This window comes from Magnetococcales bacterium (genome assembly GCA_015228935.1).
GTDB lineage: Bacteria > Pseudomonadota > Magnetococcia > Magnetococcales > DC0425bin3 > HA3dbin3.
Genome location: JADGCO010000002.1, coordinates 16349 through 37476, shown reverse-complemented (window position 1 = coordinate 37476; position 21128 = coordinate 16349). Strand labels below are relative to the sequence as shown.

General features: G+C 52.7%; 14 protein-coding genes. 9 read left to right on the top strand and 5 right to left on the bottom strand.

Annotated elements, in window-relative coordinates:
* Nucleotides 1-285 precede the first annotated feature (285 nt).
* Together HQL65_01415 and HQL65_01410 are read left to right on the top strand one after the other, a co-directional pair.
* Nucleotides 286-1443 (top strand): hypothetical protein, encoded by a 1158-nt coding sequence (locus HQL65_01415; GenBank protein MBF0134871.1) that lies wholly within the window; start codon nt 286-288, stop codon nt 1441-1443.
* 123 nt (nt 1444-1566) lie between these two features.
* A complete protein-coding gene (locus tag HQL65_01410) occupies nt 1567-1770 on the top strand; it encodes a 30S ribosomal protein S21 (GenBank protein ID MBF0134870.1) in 204 nt (67 codons plus the stop codon).
* Between the two features lie 122 nt (nt 1771-1892).
* On the opposite strand, the gene HQL65_01405 is transcribed toward HQL65_01410, so the two are convergent.
* Nucleotides 1893-2879, bottom strand: a complete 987-nt coding sequence (locus HQL65_01405; protein MBF0134869.1) for an RluA family pseudouridine synthase — start codon at nt 2877-2879, stop codon at nt 1893-1895.
* 233 nt (nt 2880-3112) lie between these two features.
* Between HQL65_01405 and HQL65_01400 the strand changes: the two genes are divergently transcribed.
* The 6 genes from HQL65_01400 (at nt 3113) to HQL65_01375 (ending at nt 14363) form a co-directional block, all read left to right on the top strand.
* Entirely contained in the window at nt 3113-5620 is a 2508-nt protein-coding gene (locus HQL65_01400; protein MBF0134868.1) for an Rne/Rng family ribonuclease, read from the top strand.
* Nucleotides 5621-5695: 75 nt separating this feature from the next.
* The gene (locus tag HQL65_01395) at nt 5696-6352 is read left to right on the top strand and encodes a chemotaxis protein CheC (protein MBF0134867.1); all 657 of its coding nucleotides are present in this window, start codon (nt 5696-5698) and stop codon (nt 6350-6352) included.
* A 51-nt stretch (nt 6353-6403) separates the two neighbouring features.
* Nucleotides 6404-9229 (top strand): response regulator, encoded by a 2826-nt coding sequence (locus HQL65_01390; GenBank protein ID MBF0134866.1) that lies wholly within the window; start codon nt 6404-6406, stop codon nt 9227-9229.
* Nucleotides 9230-9276: 47 nt separating this feature from the next.
* A complete protein-coding gene (locus tag HQL65_01385; GenBank protein ID MBF0134865.1) occupies nt 9277-10245 on the top strand; it encodes a diguanylate cyclase in 969 nt (322 codons plus the stop codon).
* Between the two features lie 68 nt (nt 10246-10313).
* Complete coding sequence (locus HQL65_01380) at nt 10314-12089, top strand: Hpt domain-containing protein (GenBank protein ID MBF0134864.1); 1776 nt, start codon at nt 10314-10316, stop codon at nt 12087-12089.
* A 261-nt stretch (nt 12090-12350) separates the two neighbouring features.
* Nucleotides 12351-14363, top strand: a complete 2013-nt coding sequence (locus HQL65_01375; protein MBF0134863.1) for a response regulator — start codon at nt 12351-12353, stop codon at nt 14361-14363.
* Between the two features lie 87 nt (nt 14364-14450).
* Here HQL65_01375 and HQL65_01370 read toward each other — a convergent pair whose 3' ends face one another.
* A complete protein-coding gene (locus HQL65_01370) occupies nt 14451-15731 on the bottom strand; it encodes a serine/threonine-protein phosphatase (protein ID MBF0134862.1) in 1281 nt (426 codons plus the stop codon).
* An 814-nt stretch (nt 15732-16545) separates the two neighbouring features.
* Between HQL65_01370 and HQL65_01365 the strand changes: the two genes are divergently transcribed.
* Nucleotides 16546-17691, top strand: coding sequence for a response regulator (locus tag HQL65_01365; protein MBF0134861.1), 1146 nt, complete (start codon nt 16546-16548; stop codon nt 17689-17691).
* A 36-nt stretch (nt 17692-17727) separates the two neighbouring features.
* Here the strand turns inward: HQL65_01365 and HQL65_01360 are convergent, their stop codons facing one another.
* From HQL65_01360 to gspE, 3 genes are all read right to left on the bottom strand, one after another.
* A complete protein-coding gene (locus HQL65_01360) occupies nt 17728-18066 on the bottom strand; it encodes a DUF4351 domain-containing protein (GenBank protein ID MBF0134860.1) in 339 nt (112 codons plus the stop codon).
* A gap of 154 nt (nt 18067-18220) precedes the next feature.
* Nucleotides 18221-19423, bottom strand: a complete 1203-nt coding sequence (gene gspF / locus HQL65_01355) for a type II secretion system inner membrane protein GspF (GenBank protein MBF0134859.1) — start codon at nt 19421-19423, stop codon at nt 18221-18223.
* A gap of 3 nt (nt 19424-19426) precedes the next feature.
* Nucleotides 19427-20935 carry a type II secretion system ATPase GspE gene (gspE, locus tag HQL65_01350; GenBank protein MBF0134858.1) on the bottom strand — a complete coding sequence of 503 codons (1509 nt, stop codon included), beginning with the start codon at nt 20933-20935 and terminating at the stop codon, nt 19427-19429.
* Nucleotides 20936-21128: the final 193 nt, after the last annotated feature.

Sequence of the window (21128 nt, the reverse complement as noted above, 5' to 3'; positions counted from 1 at the left end):
CCGCTCCATTCTAGAGAAGGGAACCTGCGGCTGTTGTGGTGGCGATACACTCCGACGACTTCCTTGACAAACAGGACTGTTTGATCAAGGCTTCCCTCACTGGAGCCATCGAGAATAACGGTCTGGTGGGGTTTGGGACAGAAGCTTCAGTATTATCTTTCTTTCCAAGAAGAATTCAATTTCCAGGCCGAACATTTTATCGAAGACAAGTCTTGCGAACCTCGACCGAAGAGGTGAATGGTGTCGAATGCAGAAAATTTTGATTTAAGTGGAGAATAATCAGAAATGCATCGGTTTGAACGACATTCCTGGCTGGTTCTCGGTGGTGTTGTGGTGATGCTGCTTCTGGCCCTTGATCTGGCTGCCGGACTCTCCTATCGCCTGTTCAAAGGGCACTCGTGGCACGACCAGTTGACTCGAAAATTTTTTGGGGAACAGGATTTTCGGGTGGCGGATCCGGTGTTTCATCATGGACTGGCCCCCAACATTGCCGGCATCAGCCAGTTTGGTGACAGTCGCTTTCGCATCGTCACCAATTCGCTGGGCATGAAAGACAACACCTCCCGGGTCGTGCCACGAGTCCACGATGGATATCGCATCGTGTTTATTGGGGATTCATTCACGGAAGGCGTCGGTCTCAGCTATCCGGACTCCTACGTCGGACGGATCGACTCCTGGTTGCGTCCCCAGGGCATTGATGTCCTCAATGCCGGAGTCGGATCCTATTCGCCGACCCTCTACTACCAGAAAATCCGGTATTTGTTGAACAATGCCGGTTTGCGTTTCAATGAATTGATCGTCATGCTCGATCTTTCCGACGCCCTGGACGAACAATTGAAATACACCCTCGATGAAACCAACAATCGCGTTCTGTACAATCTGGATGATCCCTATGGTCGCCGGGATCGGGTCCGGGCCGAAAAATCCTGGCGGGTCAAATGGATCTGGGACAATCTGTTTTTTCTTGAATATCTCCGTTACCTGTTGGAAATGCGCCGGTTTGGCATGCATTTTTCCTTTGAGGAAAAAACATCCGCTTATACCGGGCGGCGTGATCAAAAAGGGAGTTCCTGGACATATGACGGATCCACGTTCGGTCCCCCCGGCCTGGAAAAAATGGGCCTGTTCATGGATCGCCTGCTCGATCTGTTGAATAAAAATAATATTCGCCTGACAGTAGGCATCTATCCCTGGCCCGATCAAATATTTCGGGGGGAGATGGATTCTTTTTATGTGCGCTATTGGCAAGCCTGGTGTGAAAAACGCGGTATTGACCTGCTGAATCTTTTTCCGGTGTTCATCAAAACGCGACCCGAGACCGAAACCCTGGCCTTCGTGGAGCAACATTTTCTCAAGGGAGACATCCACTGGAACGGTGCCGGGCATCGTTTGACGGCGGATTTTATTCAAAAAAATCTTGCGAAACGCCTGCCAGAAAAATAACCGGAAATGGCCCGGAACAAAAAAAACCTTGAATCTTCCTGAAAATTCAACTAGACTGGCCGGGTTTTGGTTCAGATTCATGAACCTGCCCATTGTGCTTGCAACCGGAAGGAGAGGATTTTCGTGAGGGTTGAGGTATACGACAATAATGTCGATCAGGCCATTCGGGTCCTGAAGAAAAAAATGAACCGGGAAGGCATGTTCCGGGAAATGAAAAAACGGAAATTTTTTGAAAAGCCCTCCGAAAGACGGCGCAGGAAAAAGGCTGAGGCCGTCCGGCGGCTCCGAAAAAAACTGCGCCGGGCCATCGTGGCCGGTATGAGCTGAAAATTTGTTTCAGACAGAGTTTCCGTCCACGCCCACCCGCAAAGAGAAAACCCCAGAACCGCTCCTTCCTGTGCCTTCTTTGGCGCAGGAAGGGGCTTATTCGTTTCGTGTATTTTTAATTTTCAAACCCCGGCTTGCAGCCGCTCCAGAAGGTGGTGCAATGCCTTTTCCAGGGGTGCCTGCACCATGATCGGTTCACCGCTGTGCGGATGGACGAAATTCAATTGGGCCGCATGCAAGAACAGGCGTTTCAAGCCTGCCTTGCGCATGTGCCGGTTGAATTCCCGTTCGCCATATTTGGGATCGCCGGCAATGGGGTGCCCCCACAACTGAAAATGGACCCGGATTTGATGGGTGCGTCCGGTATCGGGCCTGGCCTCCACCAGGGATGCCGTTCCGAAATGGTCAAGGGTGCGGTACCAGGTCAGGGCCGGTTTGCCGTCCGGGCCGCTGGCCACCATCCGCTCGCCGGAGCGCACCGTGCCCCGCACCAGGGGAATGGCAATCTCGCCTTCATGGGGTGAAGGCGTCCCACGCACGAGGAGCAGATAACGCTTTTCCACCTCGCCCTGGCGAAAAGCCTGGGCCATGGCCCGCATGGTGGGCAGATCCAGACCAAACATCAAACATCCTGATGTATCCTTGTCAAGACGATGACACAGTTCGGGTATCGGTTCGCCGCGCATCTCCATACAGCGTCGAATCCCATCCACAAGACCCCACGGTTGACCACTGCCGCCATGGACCGGCACGCCGGCGGGTTTATCGACAATCAGCAGATGGGAATCCCGGTAACAGATACGGTCAACCAGGGCCGCCGACCAGGCGTCGGAGGGCCGGTTTGTTGCAGGTGTCTCTGTGGCAGGATCCTGAACCGACAGGTGAACCGGAGGAATCCGGACCTTCTGGCCCAGAAGCAACCGCTCCCCGCCCCGCACCCTTCCCCCGTCAACCCGCACCTGCCCAGTCCGCAACAAACGGTGCAAAGCCGACATGGGCAGAGAAGGAATTTCTTTTTGCAAAAAGCGATCAAGCCGCATCCCCACGGCATCCGCTTCCACCACCCGGTGGCGAACCGGGAAACGAACCAGGCCGTCATGATCAGTCAAATTTGCTTCCTTTGCCAAAAGATTGTAAGGTGGAGACCATGTGTGTGGTCGACAGATGGTTTGGCAGTCTTTACAATGAGCGGGTTGGTGCTGGTTGATATTTTGAAAAGAACATTTTTTTGTCATGGGAATCAATAACATGCATTTTCGTCTCACCGTCCTGGGGCATCCGGGGGATCCCAAGTGGGCGGCGGAGATGCCAAACAGATTGCACTGGGGAGCAGAATACTTCAATGAACAAGCGCATGCTGGTGGATGCAACCCATCCGGAAGAAATCCGCGTGGGTATCGTCCAGGATCAGCGTCTCATCGACCTGGACATCGAAACCTCAACCAAGGAACAAATCAAGGGCAATATCTACCTCGGGCGCGTGACCCGGGTGGAACCAGCCCTGCAAGCGGCTTTCGTGGATTTCAATGGCGGACGCCAGGGCTTTTTGTCGGTCAACGACATTCATCCCAAATATTATCCTCCCCCGGAAGGGAAGGAAAAGCCCGAGAAAGCCAGGGACAAGGACAAGGACAAGGACAAGGATAAAGAGAAGGATGTCGATCCGGCAGAACTCCTCGATGAAGGGGAGGAACACGAAAACGGCGACGAAACCGATGAAGAAGTTCCTACCCGGGTCCGCCGGGCCGCCAATCGCCGCCGCATCCTGCCGATCCAGAAAATACTCACCCGGGGGCAATCCCTGCTGCTCCAGGTGGTCAAGGAAGCCCGTGGCAACAAAGGGGCATCTCTCACCACCAACCTCTCTCTGGCCGGACGTTACACGGTCCTGCTGCCGGATAATTCCGGCGGCGGTGGTGGCATCTCCCGCAAAATCGTCGATCCCCAGGAACGCAAACACCTCAAGGAGCTGATGGGCAGTCTGGAAGTTCCCACGGACGTCAGCCTGATCATCCGCACCGCCGGGTTGGGCCGCACCAAGCGGGAAATCACCCGGGATATGAATTATCTGCTCCGCCTCTGGAAGCGCATTCAGGAAAAATCCGCCCAGGCCAAACCCCCCTGCCTCATCCACGAAGAGGGGGACCTGATCCTGCGCACCATCCGGGATCTCTATACCACCGACATGACCGAAATCCTGATCCACGGCCAGGAAGCCTATCGCCGGGGCAAGGATTTCATGCGGTTGCTCATGCCCCGCTATGTCAAGGTGGTGCAGCCCTATCGGGAAAACAAACCCATTTTTGCCCAGTTTCAGGTGGAAAATCAGATCGAGATGATGCACGAGCGCGTCATCCCTCTGAAAGCCGGTGGCTATCTGGTGATCGAAGCGACCGAAGCCCTGGTCTCCATCGACATCAACTCCGGACGGGCTACCCGGGAAAAAGATGTGGAGTCCACTGCGTTCAAGACCAACCTCCAGGCCGCCGACGAAATCGCCCGCCAGCTCCGTCTGCGGGATCTGGGCGGCTTGATCGTCATCGATTTCATCGATATGGAGGATAAAAAACACAATACCGAAGTGGAAAAGCGCATCAAGGATGCCTTCAAACTGGATCGGGCCAAAAGCCAGATTGGCCGCATTTCCCAGTTCGGTCTGCTGGAACTCTCCCGGCAACGCCTGAAACCTGCCTTCAGCGAGTCCAACCGGACGCTTTGCCCCCGCTGTGAGGGGTTGGGTACCATTCGTTCCGTGGAGTCAATGGCCATTCATGTGCTGCGGTTGATCGTGGAAGAGGCCGCCACCAATCGTTTCCAAAGATTGACCTACCATGTTCCTCCGGATGTGGCCAATTATCTGTTCAATCACAAACGCGCCCAGATCATCTCCCTGGAAGAGACCCACCACCTCACCATCGTGATCCTTTCGGATCAAGGGATCCAGACACCCAATTTTCGGAAGGAAACGGTCGAACGCCAGGGCGGAGAAAACGAAATCATCCAGGCGGCTGCCAAAGAGAAAGCTGCGGAACAGGCCAAGTCCGAACCAGACGATGATGACGGGGATGACAGCCTCGATGAAGACGATGAGGAGTTCATCCGGGATGAAGACGATGAGGATGATGAGGACGAAGGACCCGGTGATGGGGAGTTCCCCGCCCGGGGTGGCAGTCGCACTTCCAGAGAGACAGCCCGTTCCGGCAATGCTGCCCCATCCGAACAGGCCAATGGGGAAAAAAGCGGTGATAAAAAAAGGCGCCGCCGTCGCCGACGCCGTAAAACCACTTCAGCAGCCAATGGCGCTGCCGTCTCCCCGGTGGCACCCGATGCAGAATCCTCTCTCCAGACCACCTCGGTCACCTCGGTTCCGGAAGGAACCGAAGGTACGGGGGTACCGGGTCTCTATCGGCTCACCGGCGATCCTGCTGCAAAGAGTGATGAACATCCCGTCGAACCGGAAGGTGATACACCCTCCGCCACACCACAAAAACCGCGTCGCCGCCGCCGTCGCCGTCGCTCTGGACGTGGCTTGGGAGAAAAATTGTTTCCTCGCCATGAAACAGGTGAGAGTCCAGAAGGCGATCAAGCAGAGCATTACCATGAGGATCCGGAAAGGGGTTCCCCAGAGCAGCGGTACCATGAGGATCCGGAAAGAGATTCCCCAGAGCAGCACCATGAGGATCCGGAAAGGGGTTCTCCAGAGCAGCGGTACCATGAGGATCCGGAAAGAGATTCTCCAGAGCAGCACCATGAGGACCCGGAAAGGGGTTCTCCAGAGCAGCAGCACCATGAGGATCCGGAAAGGGGGGGGGCAGATTGTCCGCAACCAATGGATGATGTTCAGAAATGATTTTAAAATCAGGGTTGGTGATGATGGTTGGATGGTGTCCAATGTGAATGAATGACATGCCATCGGGAACAAAACATGGAACTGACCGAACTTGAACAGGATGCCCTGAAAGAGTTCTTGAACATTGGGCTGGGCATGGCCGCCGACTCGCTGAGTCAAATGGTCGATCATGAAATTCTCCTCTCCCTGCCGCAACTGAACGTGGTTTCATTGGAAGATGCCGTGCATTTGATCGACCATCACGAAGGGGATCGTCTGGTGGCCATCCGGCAAAATTTTTCCGGAGAGTTGTCTGGAACGGCCCTGCTCGTTTTTCCGGGAGCGGAGGGTTTGGAACTCGTGCGTACTCTTTTGGGTGAAAACACCCCCCTGGAAACCTTGACCGAGTTGGAACAGGAAACCCTCCTTGATGTCGGCAACGTCATTCTCAATTCGTTTTTGTCCAGTTTTACCCAGATGATCAACCTGGACTTTGAATTCGATCCCGCCGAACTCTTCAAGGCCGAATGTCGGGCGCTCCTCGATCTTTCTACACATAGAATGGTCGATGAAGGCATGAATGACAGGAGTGTCCAGGATGAGCAGGTTTTTTTTCTGATGATGGATTTCAAGACCAATGAAGACGATGACAGAATAAAAAATTCTCTGCATGGATATATCATCATGCTTTTCAGCCATGAGGATATGAAAATGTTAAAGAGGGAGTTGGAAAGAATATTGTCCCAGTTTTGATTTGTCGTCGAATGATGTCTCAGAAAATTAAAAATGTCTGGTTGTTTTTTCATGAATGATACTCTGGATGCTGATCTCTTTCGCAAGATACTTGGAAAAAGTTCCCAGGGGGTGATCATTCTCGACCAGCAATCCAGGATTGTTTTCTGGAATCGCTGGATGGAGAGGGCTTCCCGGCTTGCTGAAGCTGGCGTGGTCGGGCGTGAATTCACGGATGTTTTTCCGGAGTTGGCGCACAGCCGCATCATGCGGGGGATTCAGAATGCCCTTTCGCAGGGACTGCCCACCACGCTTTCGCATAAACTGACCCATCGACCCTTCCCGATCTTTCCGCCGGCTGCGAATCGAAACGTGGATGAGCGGATGAGTCAACTGGTCCTGATCAATGGAGTTCGTGCTGCGGATCGGACATTCTGCTGCTTTATCCAAATCCAGGACATCACAGATACCGTTTCTCGCGAACAGATTCTGCGTGAGCAGACGGAAGAACTGCGGCTGGCCAAGGAAATGGCCCAAAGTGCCAGTCAGGCCAAGGGAGATTTTCTGGCCAACATGAGCCATGAAATCCGGACCCCAATGAATGCCATCATCGGCATGGCCCATCTGGCGTTGCAAACCGAATTGAATCCTCGCCAACTCGATTATCTGAACAAGATTCAATCTTCAGCTCAATCCCTGCTTGGGATTATCAATGATATCCTGGATTTTTCCAAGATTGAAGCGGGTATGTTGAAGATGGAACAGGTGCCGTTTCATCTGGATGAAGTCCTGCACAATGTTTCCAATCTGGTAACCATCAAGACCGATGAAAAAGGCCTTGAATTTTGTTTCCATGTTGCGAAAAACCTGCCCCTGGGACTGGTGGGGGATCCCCTCCGTCTGGGGCAGGTGCTGGTCAACCTTGCCAACAATGCCGTCAAATTCACCCGGCAGGGTGAAGTGATTCTGGCCGTTGAATTGGAGACGCTGACTGAGGAGTCGATCACCATCCATTTCAGTGTCAGAGATACCGGCATTGGCATGACGCCTGAACACATATCCGGTCTCTTTCAGCCTTTCACCCAGGCCGACAGTTCAACGACCAGAAAATATGGTGGCACGGGTCTGGGTCTTTCCATTTGTCGGCATCTGGTTGACAGGATGGGAGGGCGTATCTGGGTAGAGAGTATTGTCGGACAGGGAAGTACCTTCCATTTTACGGCCTGTTTCGGACGCGCCAACAGGGAGCGTCGCCGCTTCCGGTTACCGAACGATAAATATGTCGGTTTGCGAGTCCTGCTGGCCGATGACAATGCCGCGTCACGCGAAATCCTGCAACATGCCCTGGAGTCTTTTTCCTTCAAGGTCACACCGGTGGCTTCCGGTGTGGAAGCCCTCGTCGAACTGGAGAAGGCCAGGGTCAATGATCCTTTCGATATGGTCTTCATCGACTGGAAAATGCCGGAAATGGATGGCATACGCACCACGGAAGAAATCAGCCGTCTCTTTCCTGAGCAGAAAATGCCAAAAGTCATCATGGTGACGGCCTATGGCCGGGAAGAGGTCCTGCACGCTGCCAAAGGTGTGGGACTCAGTTCCGTTTTGATCAAACCGGTCAGCCTTTCCCTGCTGTTCGATACCATTCTGTCCGCCTTGGGCGAGGAGGAACATCGCTCGAACAATCTCCTCTCTGCCCGACAAAACGATCACCAAACCATGCAGCAATTGTCTCATCTGCGGGGTGCCAAAGTCCTGCTGGTGGAAGATAACGAAATCAACCAGCAGGTTGCCCGTGAGCTTCTCGACAAGGCCGGTTTTCAGGTGCGGATTGCCCAGAACGGTTTCCAAAGTCTCGCGGCCCTGGCGGAAGAGTCGTTCGATCTCGTGTTTATGGACATTCAAATGCCTGAAATGGATGGTTACGAGGCCACACGCAGAATTCGCAACAATCCCGCTTGGACTGCATTGCCCATTATCGCCATGACAGCCAATGCCATGGCCAGTGACCGGGAAAAATGCCTTGCGGTCGGCATGAATGAACATATCAGCAAACCCATAGATCCTCGTCACCTTTATAATACCTTGTTCCGGTGGATCAAACCTCGGGATTTTTCTGCGGCAGAGCCAGCGACATCAACGTCACCAACAACATCATCTACGCCAACAATAATATCATCAGCAGCAACAACGCCAAAATCAACGTCGTTGCCAGCCAACGAATCCTGCCCGGCAACCTTGGTGCCGGACTCTGTATGGCTACCGGCAAGTATTCCCGGTTTTGATTTGCATGCCGGGCTGCAACGTCTGGGGGGAAATCAGCAGCTCTATCATAAACTTTTGCAGGATTTTCGGCATTCTTATCGGGATGCGGCTGAAAAGATACGCGCCGGTTTTGCCTCAAAGAATCTGAAAGATACCCAGCGCCTGGTTCACACCCTCAAAGGCGTTGTTGGTACCCTGGGTTCCCAGGATTTATATGAAATTACTCGGAATCTCGATGCCGCCTTGAAAAATGCCAACATGGCCGATGCCGAAGCCCTGTTGGATCCGTTTCAACAAGCTTTGCAGAGTGTCATCCAGACGTTGGCCGACCTGGAGGTTCCTCGCCATGCAAGTCTCTTGTCCCATGAGTCATCCAACGAAGGAATTGATGCGTGTTCCGAAAAACTTGACCAGAATACCCGGGATCATGTTTCACTTCTTTGTCACCAGTTGGCATCTCTCCTGGACCGTGGTGACGCCGATGCTGCAAACATTCTGGAACAGTTGAAAAAGAGTTTGTCCATGACAAATTCCCAGGAGTTGACGATCATGGAATCCTGCATGGCTGACTATGAATTTGATGTTGCCAGGGATGTTTTGGTAAAGTTGGCCCGGAATTTGGGCGTTTCGTTCTAGTTTTTTCATGTTTTGTACTTTTTTCAATTTTCAAGGGGCGTCACGCAATGCATGAAAAACCCGTCATTCTGATTGTTGACGATGAAAGTTTCAATATAGATGTACTGTTGAATCTTTTAAGGGAAGAATACACCATTATCGTTGCCAAAAGCGGCGAGCAGGCGTTGAAAAGACTCGAAGGCAAACAATTGCCGGATCTGGTCCTGCTGGATATTTTGATGCCAGGTATCGACGGTTATGAAGTGTGTCGCAAGATCAAAGAAGGATTCCGTACCCGAAATCTGCCCGTCATCTTTATCACGGCTCTGAACGATGCAGATGAGGAAACAGCAGGTTTTCAAACAGGTGCCGTGGATTATATCACCAAACCATTCTGTCCTGCCGTGGTGTTGGCCCGGGTGCGTACCCATATCGAACTGAAAAGGAGCCGTGATCTCCTGGAAATATTGGCCAAGGAAGATGGATTGACCGGTATTGCCAACCGCAGGCGCTTCAATGAATTTTTAGAGTTTGAATGGTCCCGGGCCAAACGCAAGCAGACATCCATTTCCCTGACCCTGATGGATATCGACTTTTTCAAACCCTACAACGATCATTACGGCCATGCCGCCGGAGATGAATGCTTGCGGCGTGTGGGGCATGCCCTGAAAAGATCCATGAATCGTTCGGTGGATCTCGTGGCCCGCTATGGGGGTGAGGAATTTTCCTGTGTCCTGCCGGATACCGACGGTCCGGGTGCCCTGGGGGTTGCCAACCGTCTGCTCAATGCCGTCAGGGAGTTGGCCGTTCCCCATCACCACTCCAAAGTGGCCGAGCATGTGACCATGAGTATCGGTGTTGCCACCCTGGTTCCCCATGCGGATCAAATGCCGGATATGCTGATCGAAATGGCGGACAGGGCACTCTATCTTGCAAAAGAAGGTGGACGAAATCGCATTGAACTGGCCTTCATCAGGGAATACGGCAGACAGGGAATGCCCGACATGTGTATGGTTCCTGTTCCCGACCACCGGTGAATGGAAGCATCGTCGGTAATCCCCCTTTTGTTTCCGATCACCAATGATCCACAGGGTGTGTAGCGTCCATGTTTGATGAAGAGACCATGAAAGCCTTGTTGGCAGAGTTTCTTTCTGAAAACCGGGAAGCCCTGGCCAGAATTGAACAGGATGTTCTTGATCTGGAAATGGATCCCGGCAATGTTGAACTCCTGAATACCGTGTTTCGTGATATGCATACGGTCAAGGGAAACTGCCGGATGATGGAGTTTACCCGCCTGGAAGAACTCACCCACGCTGCCGAAAATCTGCTTGATCTCTTACGCGAAAATAAAATTGTCGCCCATCAGGAAACCTGCAACGCCCTTCTCGGAATTTTGGACTCCGTCCGCCGCACATTGGCTGTGATTGAAAAATGCGGCAGTGAAGGAAATCCGGATTTTTCCAGCCAGATCAAAATCCTGGAAAGACTCACACTGGGATGTGGCCCCGGCGATGCCCCGGGTCACCCCAGGGATGGCGGCAATCCGGATCCCCAGCATCCCTCCGAAGATCCTGCCCGGGAGAGTGCCCACGCTCCCAGTCTGCAAACCGTTCGCCTGTCCATCGAAAAACTCGACGCCCTGATGAACATGGTGGGAGAACTGGGCTCGACCTTCAATCAGTTGCGGTATGCCTTTCTGCATCAGACAACAGCGACCGGCAAGGCTTTGGAGGGGATGGAAAACCGGATCCATCAACTCCAGGAAGAGGTACTCAAATATCGCCTGCAACCCATTGGCACCATCTGGGAACCCTACCATCGCCTGGTCCGCGACCTTGCCATGGAAACCGGCAAAAAGGTGATCCTGGATATTCAAGGTGAGGAGACCGAAATGGACAGAAATGTCCTTTTGGCCCTTAAGGAGTGCATGGGGCATTTGTTGCGCAATGCGGTGGATCACGGCATCGAGCATTTGCGTGACCGGGAACTTGCCGGGAAAGCCATCGTGGGGCGTGTCCAGCTCCTGGCCGAACAAAAACATGGACAGATTTTTATCGAAATCGCCGACGATGGTCGGGGCCTGGATGTGGAAAAAATTCGTACCAAGGCCGTTGAACAGGGTTTGCTTAATCTTCAGGACGCCACGCTACTGTCCAATGAAGAAGTGTTCCAGATTATTTTCGAACCCGGTTTTTCCACAGCGACACAGGTAAGCAAAATTTCCGGTCGAGGTACCGGCCTGGATGTGGTCAAAAATGCCATCACCAAACTGGGTGGTACCATGGCCATTTCCAGCCATCTCGGCAAGGGCACCCGGTTTCGATTCCGGATTCCGCAAACCATGGCCATCGTTCCGTCGCTGTTGCTCTCCAGCGGAGAGGAACAATACGCCGTTCCCCAGGCCAATATTCTGGAATTGCTTTCATTTTTTGGCGACGACGTGCGACGCAACATTGAAAGCAAGCTGCACGGATACATGGTTCGAATTCGGGATCGTCTCCTTCCCTTGTTGCCCCTGGATCAACTTCTGCACGGCCAATCCCCTGTGTCGCCGGCTGTTTCAAAAACAACTGCCCTGAACGCCCGTAATGTCTGCCATGTGGTGTTGTTGCATACCGAGGAAGGGGAGTTTGCCCTGGCCGTCGAAAAAATTGCCGATCCGATCAATCTGGTGGTCAAACCCATGCTGCGCCTTTTTTCCCACTTGACCATTCTCTCCGGAACGGCATTTCTTCCCGATGGCAATGTAGCGTTTTTATTGAATATTCCTGAATTGGGCCGGCTGGCCACGGAGACATCTTCGACCTCTTCTGCACCGGTTTCCTCTGCACCTTCCACGTCAAGTCAGGGCTGCACGGTAACCCAAAAACGTTCCTCGTAGTCCTGCACGGGCAAGGATGCGATGCCGGTTTTTCATTCGTTTTTTGAAATTAACAAGTTATTAGACAGCCTCTGAGTCATTCGCCCCAGGCGTAAAACTCGTTGTTGCAAGGTATTGTTAAAACTATCTGGAAATTATATTTATTTCCGTCAGGATCCCTGAAAAGGGTGCCATGGGCCTGAGTCAACTTTGTGGTTGCGTTCAAAGCCATGTATCGGCCTATTATAGGCCAGGACAATCGTCAAATAGAAAGAAACCACATTGCATCACACATCCCTCCCACCTGATACCATGGAACACCGGCCTTTGGTTCTGTTGGCCGAAGATGATCCGTTCATGATGCAATGGCTTTCCGAATCCTTGCGCCATATCGGCTATGTCGTCATTCAGGCCATGGATGGGGGGGAGGCATTATCGGCTTTTCAACAATCGTCGCGGCCCGACATCATCCTCCTGGATGCCATGATGCCTGTCATGGATGGCGTCACGGTTTGCTCACAAATCAAGGCTACCCCTGCAGGGCGGCAAATTCCGGTCGTCATGATCACGGGCGTTGCCCTGGAAGTGGACCTGATCGATGCGGCTTTTCAAGCAGGGGTCGAAGAATTTGTGACCAAACCCATCCACTGGCCCATTCTGCGCAATCGTCTGAACCTGTTGATTCGCAGGTCCAGGGCAGAAAACACCCTCCGCAAACAGCAACAGGAACTCCAGGAAGCCAATGAACGCTTCCGGACTGTTTTGGACAGTATTCAGGCCCTGATCTTTGTCGCCGATCAGACCAGTTACGAAATTCTGTTCATGAACAGGTATGGCCGAGAACACTTCGAAGGGCAGAATGGACAGACCTGCTGGGCAGTGTTTCATGAAAGCAGGGATGCTCCCTGCCCTGTTTGCCGGAATGGTCAATGGTTGGATGCCCAGGGTAACCCAACCAGCATTTTGCAGTGGGAATCCAATCTGAACCTGCCAGGAAAATGGTTTCACATCAATGGGATCACCATTCCGTGGAACGACGGCAGACAGGCGCGTCTGCATGTCGCCATGGATATTTCCGACCGGAAAAAAAGTGAAGATGCCTGGCAACAGGCCAAACAGATGGCCGACAATGCCAATCGGGCCAAAAGTGAATTTCTGGCCACCATGAGTCACGAAATCCGCACGCCCATGAACGGTATTCTGGGCATGACGGAACTTCTTCGGGAGGGTCAATTGCGTGCTGAGGATCGTGCGCATGTCGAGTCCATCCACCATTCAGCCAACAATCTCCTGAACATCATCAACGATATCCTGGATTTTTCCAAAATCGAGGCTGGCAAACTGGTTCTGGAAAATGCCCGGTTTGATTTACAGGAGATCATGAATAATCTGATGGATATTTTTCAGGGATTTGCACAAAAGAAGAATATTCTGCTGGATGTCAGGTTGGATCCCGCGACACCAACCGTGCTTGTGGGGGACTCCCTGCGCCTGCGGCAAATATTGACCAATCTTCTTTCCAATGCCATCAAATTTACCCCAACGGAGGGTATGGTGACGCTGGAAGTGGAATCCACGCGCCAGGCCAAGGATGTCATCTGGATTTGTTGCCGGGTTCGGGATACCGGTATTGGGATTCACCCCGCTCAGTTTTCCAAACTGTTCAAGGTATTTTCCCAGGGAGACAGCTCCACGACCAGACAATTCGGGGGCACTGGTCTTGGCTTGATCATTACCAAGCGTCTGGTCAAGCTGATGGGGGGATATCTTCATGTTGACAGTCAGGTCAACGTCGGCTCACTTTTCACGGTGGATCTTCCTTTCGGGATCCCCGCTGTTTCCCATGTCTCGGACAAAAGTCTCCCGGAAATCAGTCCATACAATTTTCCACCCAATGTTCGGTTATTGCTGGTGGATGATGATTCCGTGAACCGGACGGTCGTGCGGGGCATTTTAAAGCGCCACGGTTTTCTGATTGACGATGCCCACGATGGTATCGAGGCGTTGGACAAATTGACTACCACCCGCTATGACCTGGTTCTCATGGATTGTCAGATGCCCAACATGGATGGCTACACAGCCTGCAAAAAATTCAGAGAAGACGAACTGAAACAAAATCATGGACGGAGGATACCTGTCATTGCCCTCACGGCCAATGCCATGCAGGGTGACCGGGAAAAGTGCCTGGATTCTGGCATGGATGATTACCTGGCAAAGCCCATCCGGGGCGAGGATCTGCGCAGAATTCTCCGACATTGGCTTTCAACCGGTACCGACCAGAATACGCCCCCATAATCAGACATTGGCTTTCAACCTGTACCGACCAGGTTACTTCCCCATAACCGGCTTTTTTTCTTCTCGCCGAAGCTTCGACACGAAAAGTCAAAATACCAGTTCCAACAAGGTCAGATCGTCGTTCCGAGGCCCGGTCTGATGATGTTGGACCTGCTCCATGATGACCGAAAGAGGTTGATTTTCCTTGATAATGTAGCCAAGTGTCTTTTGCAGGTTGCTGACACCAAACATGACTCCATCCCGGTTTTGTGCCTCGACAAATCCATCGGAGAATGCGTAGACCCGATCCCTCTCCAGAACATCCACCCGCTGCATGACGCTTTCAAGTTCATGTTCGGCAAGGATTCCCAAGGGAACGTGTCGAGAAGGATAGGCCTGGAAACATGTGTTCTGACGAAAATGCAACAGTTCCGGAATTCCGCAATTCCAGATCAGGAGCTGTTTCCGGGTTGGATCATGTGCCAGAAAAGCAACGGCCAGGTACAGTTGCCGGGGCAGTTTGATGAGCATTTTGGTGTTGATTTCGGTCATAATGGCAAGAGGGTCAAAATTTTTGCGGGTCATGGTGTAAAATATGTCGGAAACCATGGGACTGCCTAAAGCCGAAGGAAGTCCATGTCCCGTAAAATCACCCAGCATGTAATGCCGGACGCCATCCGGACGGGTGGCGGAAAGCAGAAAATCACCGGATATTCTCTCCAATGGGGCAGAAAGAAAAGATGCCCCTTTATGATCAAACGTTGTTGATTGATTGATTTTCTCAAGGGTACTTTCGACAATATCCCTTTCATAAGCAAGCTTATCACGATGGTTCCTGACAACTTCCAGGACTCGGACAATTTCTTCCCGACTCTCGGCCAGATCAACGATGGCCCGGCGATTGCGTCGATAAAAATCTGTAATAAAGCCGAACATGAACAATACCAGCACCAGGGCAACACCCAGGACAAAGTCGCGATGAAAGCGGATCTGTTCAAGCCTGATGGCAAACGTTGTACGTAATTGATCGTGTAATTGATGCTGACAGGTCACATTTTGTTCTATGACCTTTGTGGCAACCGAGAAAAAAAATCTGGGATCCGTATTGACCATCTGATCAGATAAAAGGGTATTGCTGAAATTAAGTACCCCCATCAGGTTGGGTTCCATATTCTTGGCAAAACAGCTCAGGACTGCGTGTTCGGAACCGGATTGACTCTGGAAAAAACGGTGGATTCCCCGGATTCTTTCCAGACTGCGGTTGACGTTACCCAGCACTTCTCCAAACCGTACCCGGTCCAGATGACTCACCTCCCCGGATGCCAGAATGGCACTGACCACGGCACGCAGACGCCCTATGGATTCTCCCAGATCTGGATAGTATATCAATAATAATTCTTTTATATTGTAAATGTTCGCATCCGAATCGTTCGACAGGTGTGACTGGAATGCCAGATTCCGGATAATATCATGAATCCGATTGATCAACTGAGTATGGATGTCAAAAAGAAGTCTCGGGATTGATGTGTTATATCCATTCGGATTGAAATCACGTTTGATGGTCTGTGTCAGTTCCAAAAACTCTTGCGGCAAGGTTTTATCGTTGTGTTTTAATTTCTCATTCAATAAAGACCAGGGGATGTTTATGCTGTCTTTTGAATCTTGACTCATTTCCTGGATGTGGATCTGGGCAAATCCGCGAATTTTCTGTAAGATTGTTACATAATCATGCAATTCAATAATGTTTTCCAAACCGGAAATTTCTGCCTTTGCAAAATGGATTTCTTGATTGAAATTTGAAATGATTCGATAAATAGAAACCAGCACGAGAAGCGCCGGGACCAGCGTTGCAACAAGATATCTCTGGAGTGAAATTTTTGCTTCCATTGTCTGTTGAAACCAGGATCGGGTTGCCAATGAGTGTCGGTTTGGTTGAAAAAATTTTTATGGATGGTATAGATAATGGTTTTGAATGCATTCTCAGTGGGACGATAACATCTTGCAACAACCTTGTAACCGATTTTATCAATATTTACAAGAGTATGTATACAATTATTTTTTGATGTTTACAAACAAAAATATCAAGACGACCATGAAAATGGTATCATGAGCGGATTATCTGGTTGGAATGGCATGGAACGATGGAGGGTACATTCGATTCCATGAACAGCTTCGGAATACCGTATCTGGATGGGTTATCGACATGTTTTGGCAATTTAAATTTACTTCTGCCGTCACGCTGTTGCAGGCGATTATCCTGGGAAGCTTGGCGATATACACACTACCGCTCGTGGAACCGGCGGCGAGGGCCACAATTTGGTGTCTGGCTGGCATGGGACTGTTGTTCTGCGTTGTCTTGGCTTGGTGGTGGAGCGGACGGGTATTGCGGCGGTTGCGGGATCTTCAGACGGGATTGCAGGCCATCGTGCAGGAGAGGTATGGCGAGAAGATCCAGGAACAAAAAAATGTAGATCTGGAAGAGACTAATCAGGTCTTCAATCGCATGAGCCGGGAGTTGCAGCCGTCGGTCATGGGTCGCATGGCCGTTGCCACGGCACTCCCCGTCGGCAAACGGATTTTGTTGGTGGAAGACAGTCCAACCATTCAGATGATTGTGGCAGAACAGTTGACCCAGGCAGGCTTGGCGGTGGATGTGGCGGACAATGGTCTGGCTTGTTTGGATGCCTTGAGCCGTGCAGTTTACGACCTGATCCTCATGGATTTGAGCATGCCGGTCATGGATGGCTGGACAGCCATCCGCCAGATTCGGCAACTTGCCGATCCATGGAATGTCATCCCCATCGTCATCCTGACGGCCAATACGTTTCCAGGGGTGCGTGAGGCGTGCATGGCCATCGGGGCACAGGATTATTTGACCAAGCCTGTGCAACCGGATCTGCTTCTGGAAACTGTCCATGGCTTCCTGGCTCGATCTGAGACTGTGGTAACCCAGGTCAACCCAGTCACCTTGCCGAATTCGGAGTCGGATTCGGGTTCAGTATTGACCGCTGTTCCCCTGCTGGATGCATCGGTCCTGGAGCAGATGGCGCGGGACACGCCACCGGAACTGGTTCCCCGCATGGTGAATATTTTTATCCAGGAGGCCGAAAAACGCCGGGAACGCATTCTCCTCGATGTGTCAAGCGGTGATGCCCACGCTGTTCATCTGGAGGTGCATGCCCTGAAAAGCAGTGCAGGAACTTTCGGGGCACGGGCACTCTACAATGCAGCCCTGGAGGCCGATCTGGCCGGCAAAAATGGCGATGACAAAACCCTCTTGCAACTTGGCCAGGAATTACCGGCGTTGATCCAGCGTACCAATCAAGCTTTCCGGGCTTATTTTCTCTGATCGTTTTTTTTCCGGGATGCCGGTACACATGACAAATCATGAGTCAAAAATTTCTCCCAGTGAATTGGCTTTCAGAAGGCGGATACCCCATTTTTCCAGGGTTGGGTGTTCTGTTTTGCTGATTTTTTCCCGGATCTGATGGGGAAGATGGCCAAATTTTTCTTCCAACTGGAGAAGAAGAAAATTGGCACTTCCTTCTCGAATTCCTTCCTGGATTCCTTCCATTTTCCATTGTTGAGTCCATTCCTGCACTGTTTCGGCCAACATGGCATCAACCTCCTGCAAGTCTGATTTTTCCGGGATTGTTTGTCCGGGAATGCGTCTTGGCAACAGGACCCGACCCAACCATACCGTAAAGGCTCGGCGCGGGATCACGAATCATTTCGGAGTGGGAAAAAATCCGTCTGTAGCCACTGTCATGATCGCCCATGTTGAATATCTCAAGTCGGATGTGAAAAACCTGTAAAAGACGTTTAATGTTTTCCTGGATATTTCAGAGGGAATTTTTTGCCATTCAAGATCTTCGATATCAATGAACCAACTGGTTCAGATCGAAAATAGGCAGGAGAATGGCGATGACGATGGTCAGGACGATGCCGCCCATCAACAGGATCATGAGGGGTTCCAGAATTCCGGCCAGGATGGCGACCAGGGTTTCCACTTCGCGCTCCTGGGCATCGGCGGCCCGATTGAGCATGCTGGCGAGCGTACCGCTTGTTTCGCCGCTGGCAATCAGGTGAATGACCAGGGGGGAGAAGACCCGACTCTCACCGAGGGCCTTGTGCAAGGTTCCGCCTTCCCGGACCTGGCGGGCCGCATCCTGAAGGGCATCGCGCATGAGGCGATTGTCGATCACCCGGCTGGCAATGCGCAAACCTTCCAGAACGGGCACGCCACTGCCGGTCAGAATGCCAAAGGTGCGGGTAAACTGGGCCGTGTTGATGCCGCGCACGAGGCGGGAAGTCAAAGGGAGGTTCAAAAGCAGGTGATGCCAAAAGCGTTTGACCGGTTCCCGGGTCAGCAGCATGCGCCACAAAATGACCAGGGTCGCAACGATAGCAAGGACCACAAGACCGTGATGGCGCAAAAAATCGCTCAAAAAAATCATGAGGCGGGTCAGGGTCGGCAAATCCTGTTTGAAATCTGCAAACACCTGCACCACCTGGGGTACCACATAGGTCAACAGGGCGGTGGTGACAAAAAGGGCAAATACCAGGACGATTGCCGGATAGATCATGGCCAACATGACTTTTTGGCGGAGCTTGTGGCTGTTTTCCTGGAAAACAGCCAGACGGTCCAACACCTGTTCCAGGTGTCCGGTCTGTTCTCCGGCCCCCACGGTTTCCCGGAACATTTCCGAAAAAAGGAGGGGAAATTCGCCCAGGGCCGCAGCCAGGGAGTGTCCTTCCAAAACCTTGCCCCGGATCGCCAGCATGATATTGCCCAGGCGTCGATTGTCAGTCTGGCGGGAGACAGTGGCCAGGGCCTCTTCCACGGGAAGTCCCGAGCCGGTCAGGGTGGCCAATTGGCGGGTGGCCAGGACCAGATCGGCGCGTCGAACCCCTCCGATGCCTTTGCCTTTGCGGGTGGATTGCCGGACCTCTTCCACGGTCAGGGGGATCATGGCCTGCTCGCGCAGACGCTGCCGAACCTGACCGGGTGAGTCCCCTTCCAGGATGCCCCGCCGGTTGCGGCCTTTGGCATCCAGGGCGGTATACTCGTAAGCCCCCAAGGATCAATCCTCCCGTGTCACACGTATCACTTCATCCAGAGATGTCAATCCGGCCTTGACCAGACGCAAACCATCGGCACGCAAACTTCCCGAAACTGCGCGGGCCAGACCGGTCAGTTCAAGTTCCCCGGCCAATTCGTGGACCCGACCCCGCATGGCATCATCCATCACGAGCAGCTCGTAAATACCCGACCGGCCCTGATAGCCGGTTCCGGAGCAGGCCGGACATTGTCCGGGTCCGTACAGGGTCATTTTTTCAACGGGGGTGATGCCCATGGCCAGTCGTTCATCGGCGGTGGGCTGGCGTGGTTGTTTGCAGTTTTGACAGAGCAGACGCACCAGGCGTTGCGCCAAAACCGCCAACAGGCTGGAAGAGAGCAGATAGGATTCCACGCCCATGTCGCGCAGCCGGGTCACGGCACCGATGGCGCTGTTGGTGTGCAGGGTGGAAAGCACCAGGTGTCCGGTCAAACTTGCCTGCACGGCAATCCGAGCGGTTTCCAGGTCGCGAATCTCCCCCACCATGACCACGTCCGGGTCCTGGCGCAGAATGGCCCGCAATCCCCGGGCAAATGTCAAATCCACCTTGGTGTTGACATGGGTCTGACTGATCCCTTCCAGATTGTATTCAATCGGATCTTCGACCGTCATGATGTTGCGGCTGTGGTCGTTCAGCCGTTGCAGCATGGCGTAGAGAGTCGTGGTCTTGCCGGATCCCGTGGGTCCGGTAACCAGGATGATGCCGTTAGGTTTGTTGATGATTTTGTCAATGGTCTCAACGGCCAGGGGCACCATGCCCAGCTCTTCCAGGCTCAAAATACCGGCCTTTTTGTCGAGAAGACGCAACACCACCCGTTCCCCATGGCCAGTTGGGATGGTTGAGACCCGCACATCCACGGCCCGTCCGGCAATGCGCAGGGAGATGCGGCCATCCTGGGGCAGCCGTTTTTCGGCAATATCCAGGCGGGCCATCACCTTGACCCGTGAGGCAAGCAGGGGAGCCACGGACCGTTTGGGTTCCAAAACCTTGCGCAAGACCCCGTCCACCCGGAAACGAACCACGAGGAGATCCTCATAGGGTTCCAGATGGATATCCGAGGCATTTCTTTTGACGGCTTCGGTCAACAGCGCGTTGATCAGGCGGATGATGGGGGCATCATCGGCACTTTCGGCCAGATCCTTGGGTTCTGCCAGTTGCTGCGCCACCTCGCCAAGATCCATGGCACTGTCCATCTCTTCCATGTCCTGGATGGTGCGGGTCGATCCTTCCTCAAACTCCTGGCGCAGACGCTGGTCAAAATTTTCCCGGGTCGTGGTCTCCAGTTGGAGGGGAAGCCGGAAATATCGCCGCAGTTCCGCCAAGGCCCCGGATGTGACATCCGGGCGACAAAGAATTTGCAGCGCGTGTTCACCCTTGCCAAGCAGCAACACCCCGGCCCGTTTGCAGAATGCAAACGACAGAGGGGGGGATGTACCCTCAGGTACCTGATCCGGGGTGGCCAGTTCAGACATGGGGGAGAGACCCAGACCGGTCAATATGCATCATCACGGGAATCCTGGTGCCGGGCAATCCACATCATCACGGGTCGCATCATCATGGGTCGCATCATCATGGGTCGCATCATCATGGGTCGCATCATCACGGATCACATCATCACGGATCACATCATCACGGATCACATCATCACGGATCACATCATCACGG

Bases quoted from the DNA above. Each gene is read 5' to 3' on its own strand.
- HQL65_01365 (MBF0134861.1), top strand. From the start codon at position 16,546: ATGTTTTGGCAATTTAAATTTACTTCTGCCGTCACGCTGTTGCAGGCG.
- HQL65_01400 (MBF0134868.1), top strand. From the start codon at position 3,113: ATGAACAAGCGCATGCTGGTGGATGCAACCCATCCGGAAGAAATCCGC.
- HQL65_01385 (MBF0134865.1), top strand. From the start codon at position 9,277: ATGCATGAAAAACCCGTCATTCTGATTGTTGACGATGAAAGTTTCAAT.
- HQL65_01380 (MBF0134864.1), top strand. From the start codon at position 10,314: ATGTTTGATGAAGAGACCATGAAAGCCTTGTTGGCAGAGTTTCTTTCT.
- HQL65_01395 (MBF0134867.1), top strand. From the start codon at position 5,696: ATGGAACTGACCGAACTTGAACAGGATGCCCTGAAAGAGTTCTTGAAC.
- gspE (MBF0134858.1), bottom strand. From the start codon at position 20,935: ATGTCTGAACTGGCCACCCCGGATCAGGTACCTGAGGGTACATCCCCC.
- HQL65_01415 (MBF0134871.1), top strand. From the start codon at position 286: ATGCATCGGTTTGAACGACATTCCTGGCTGGTTCTCGGTGGTGTTGTG.
- HQL65_01390 (MBF0134866.1), top strand. From the start codon at position 6,404: ATGAATGATACTCTGGATGCTGATCTCTTTCGCAAGATACTTGGAAAA.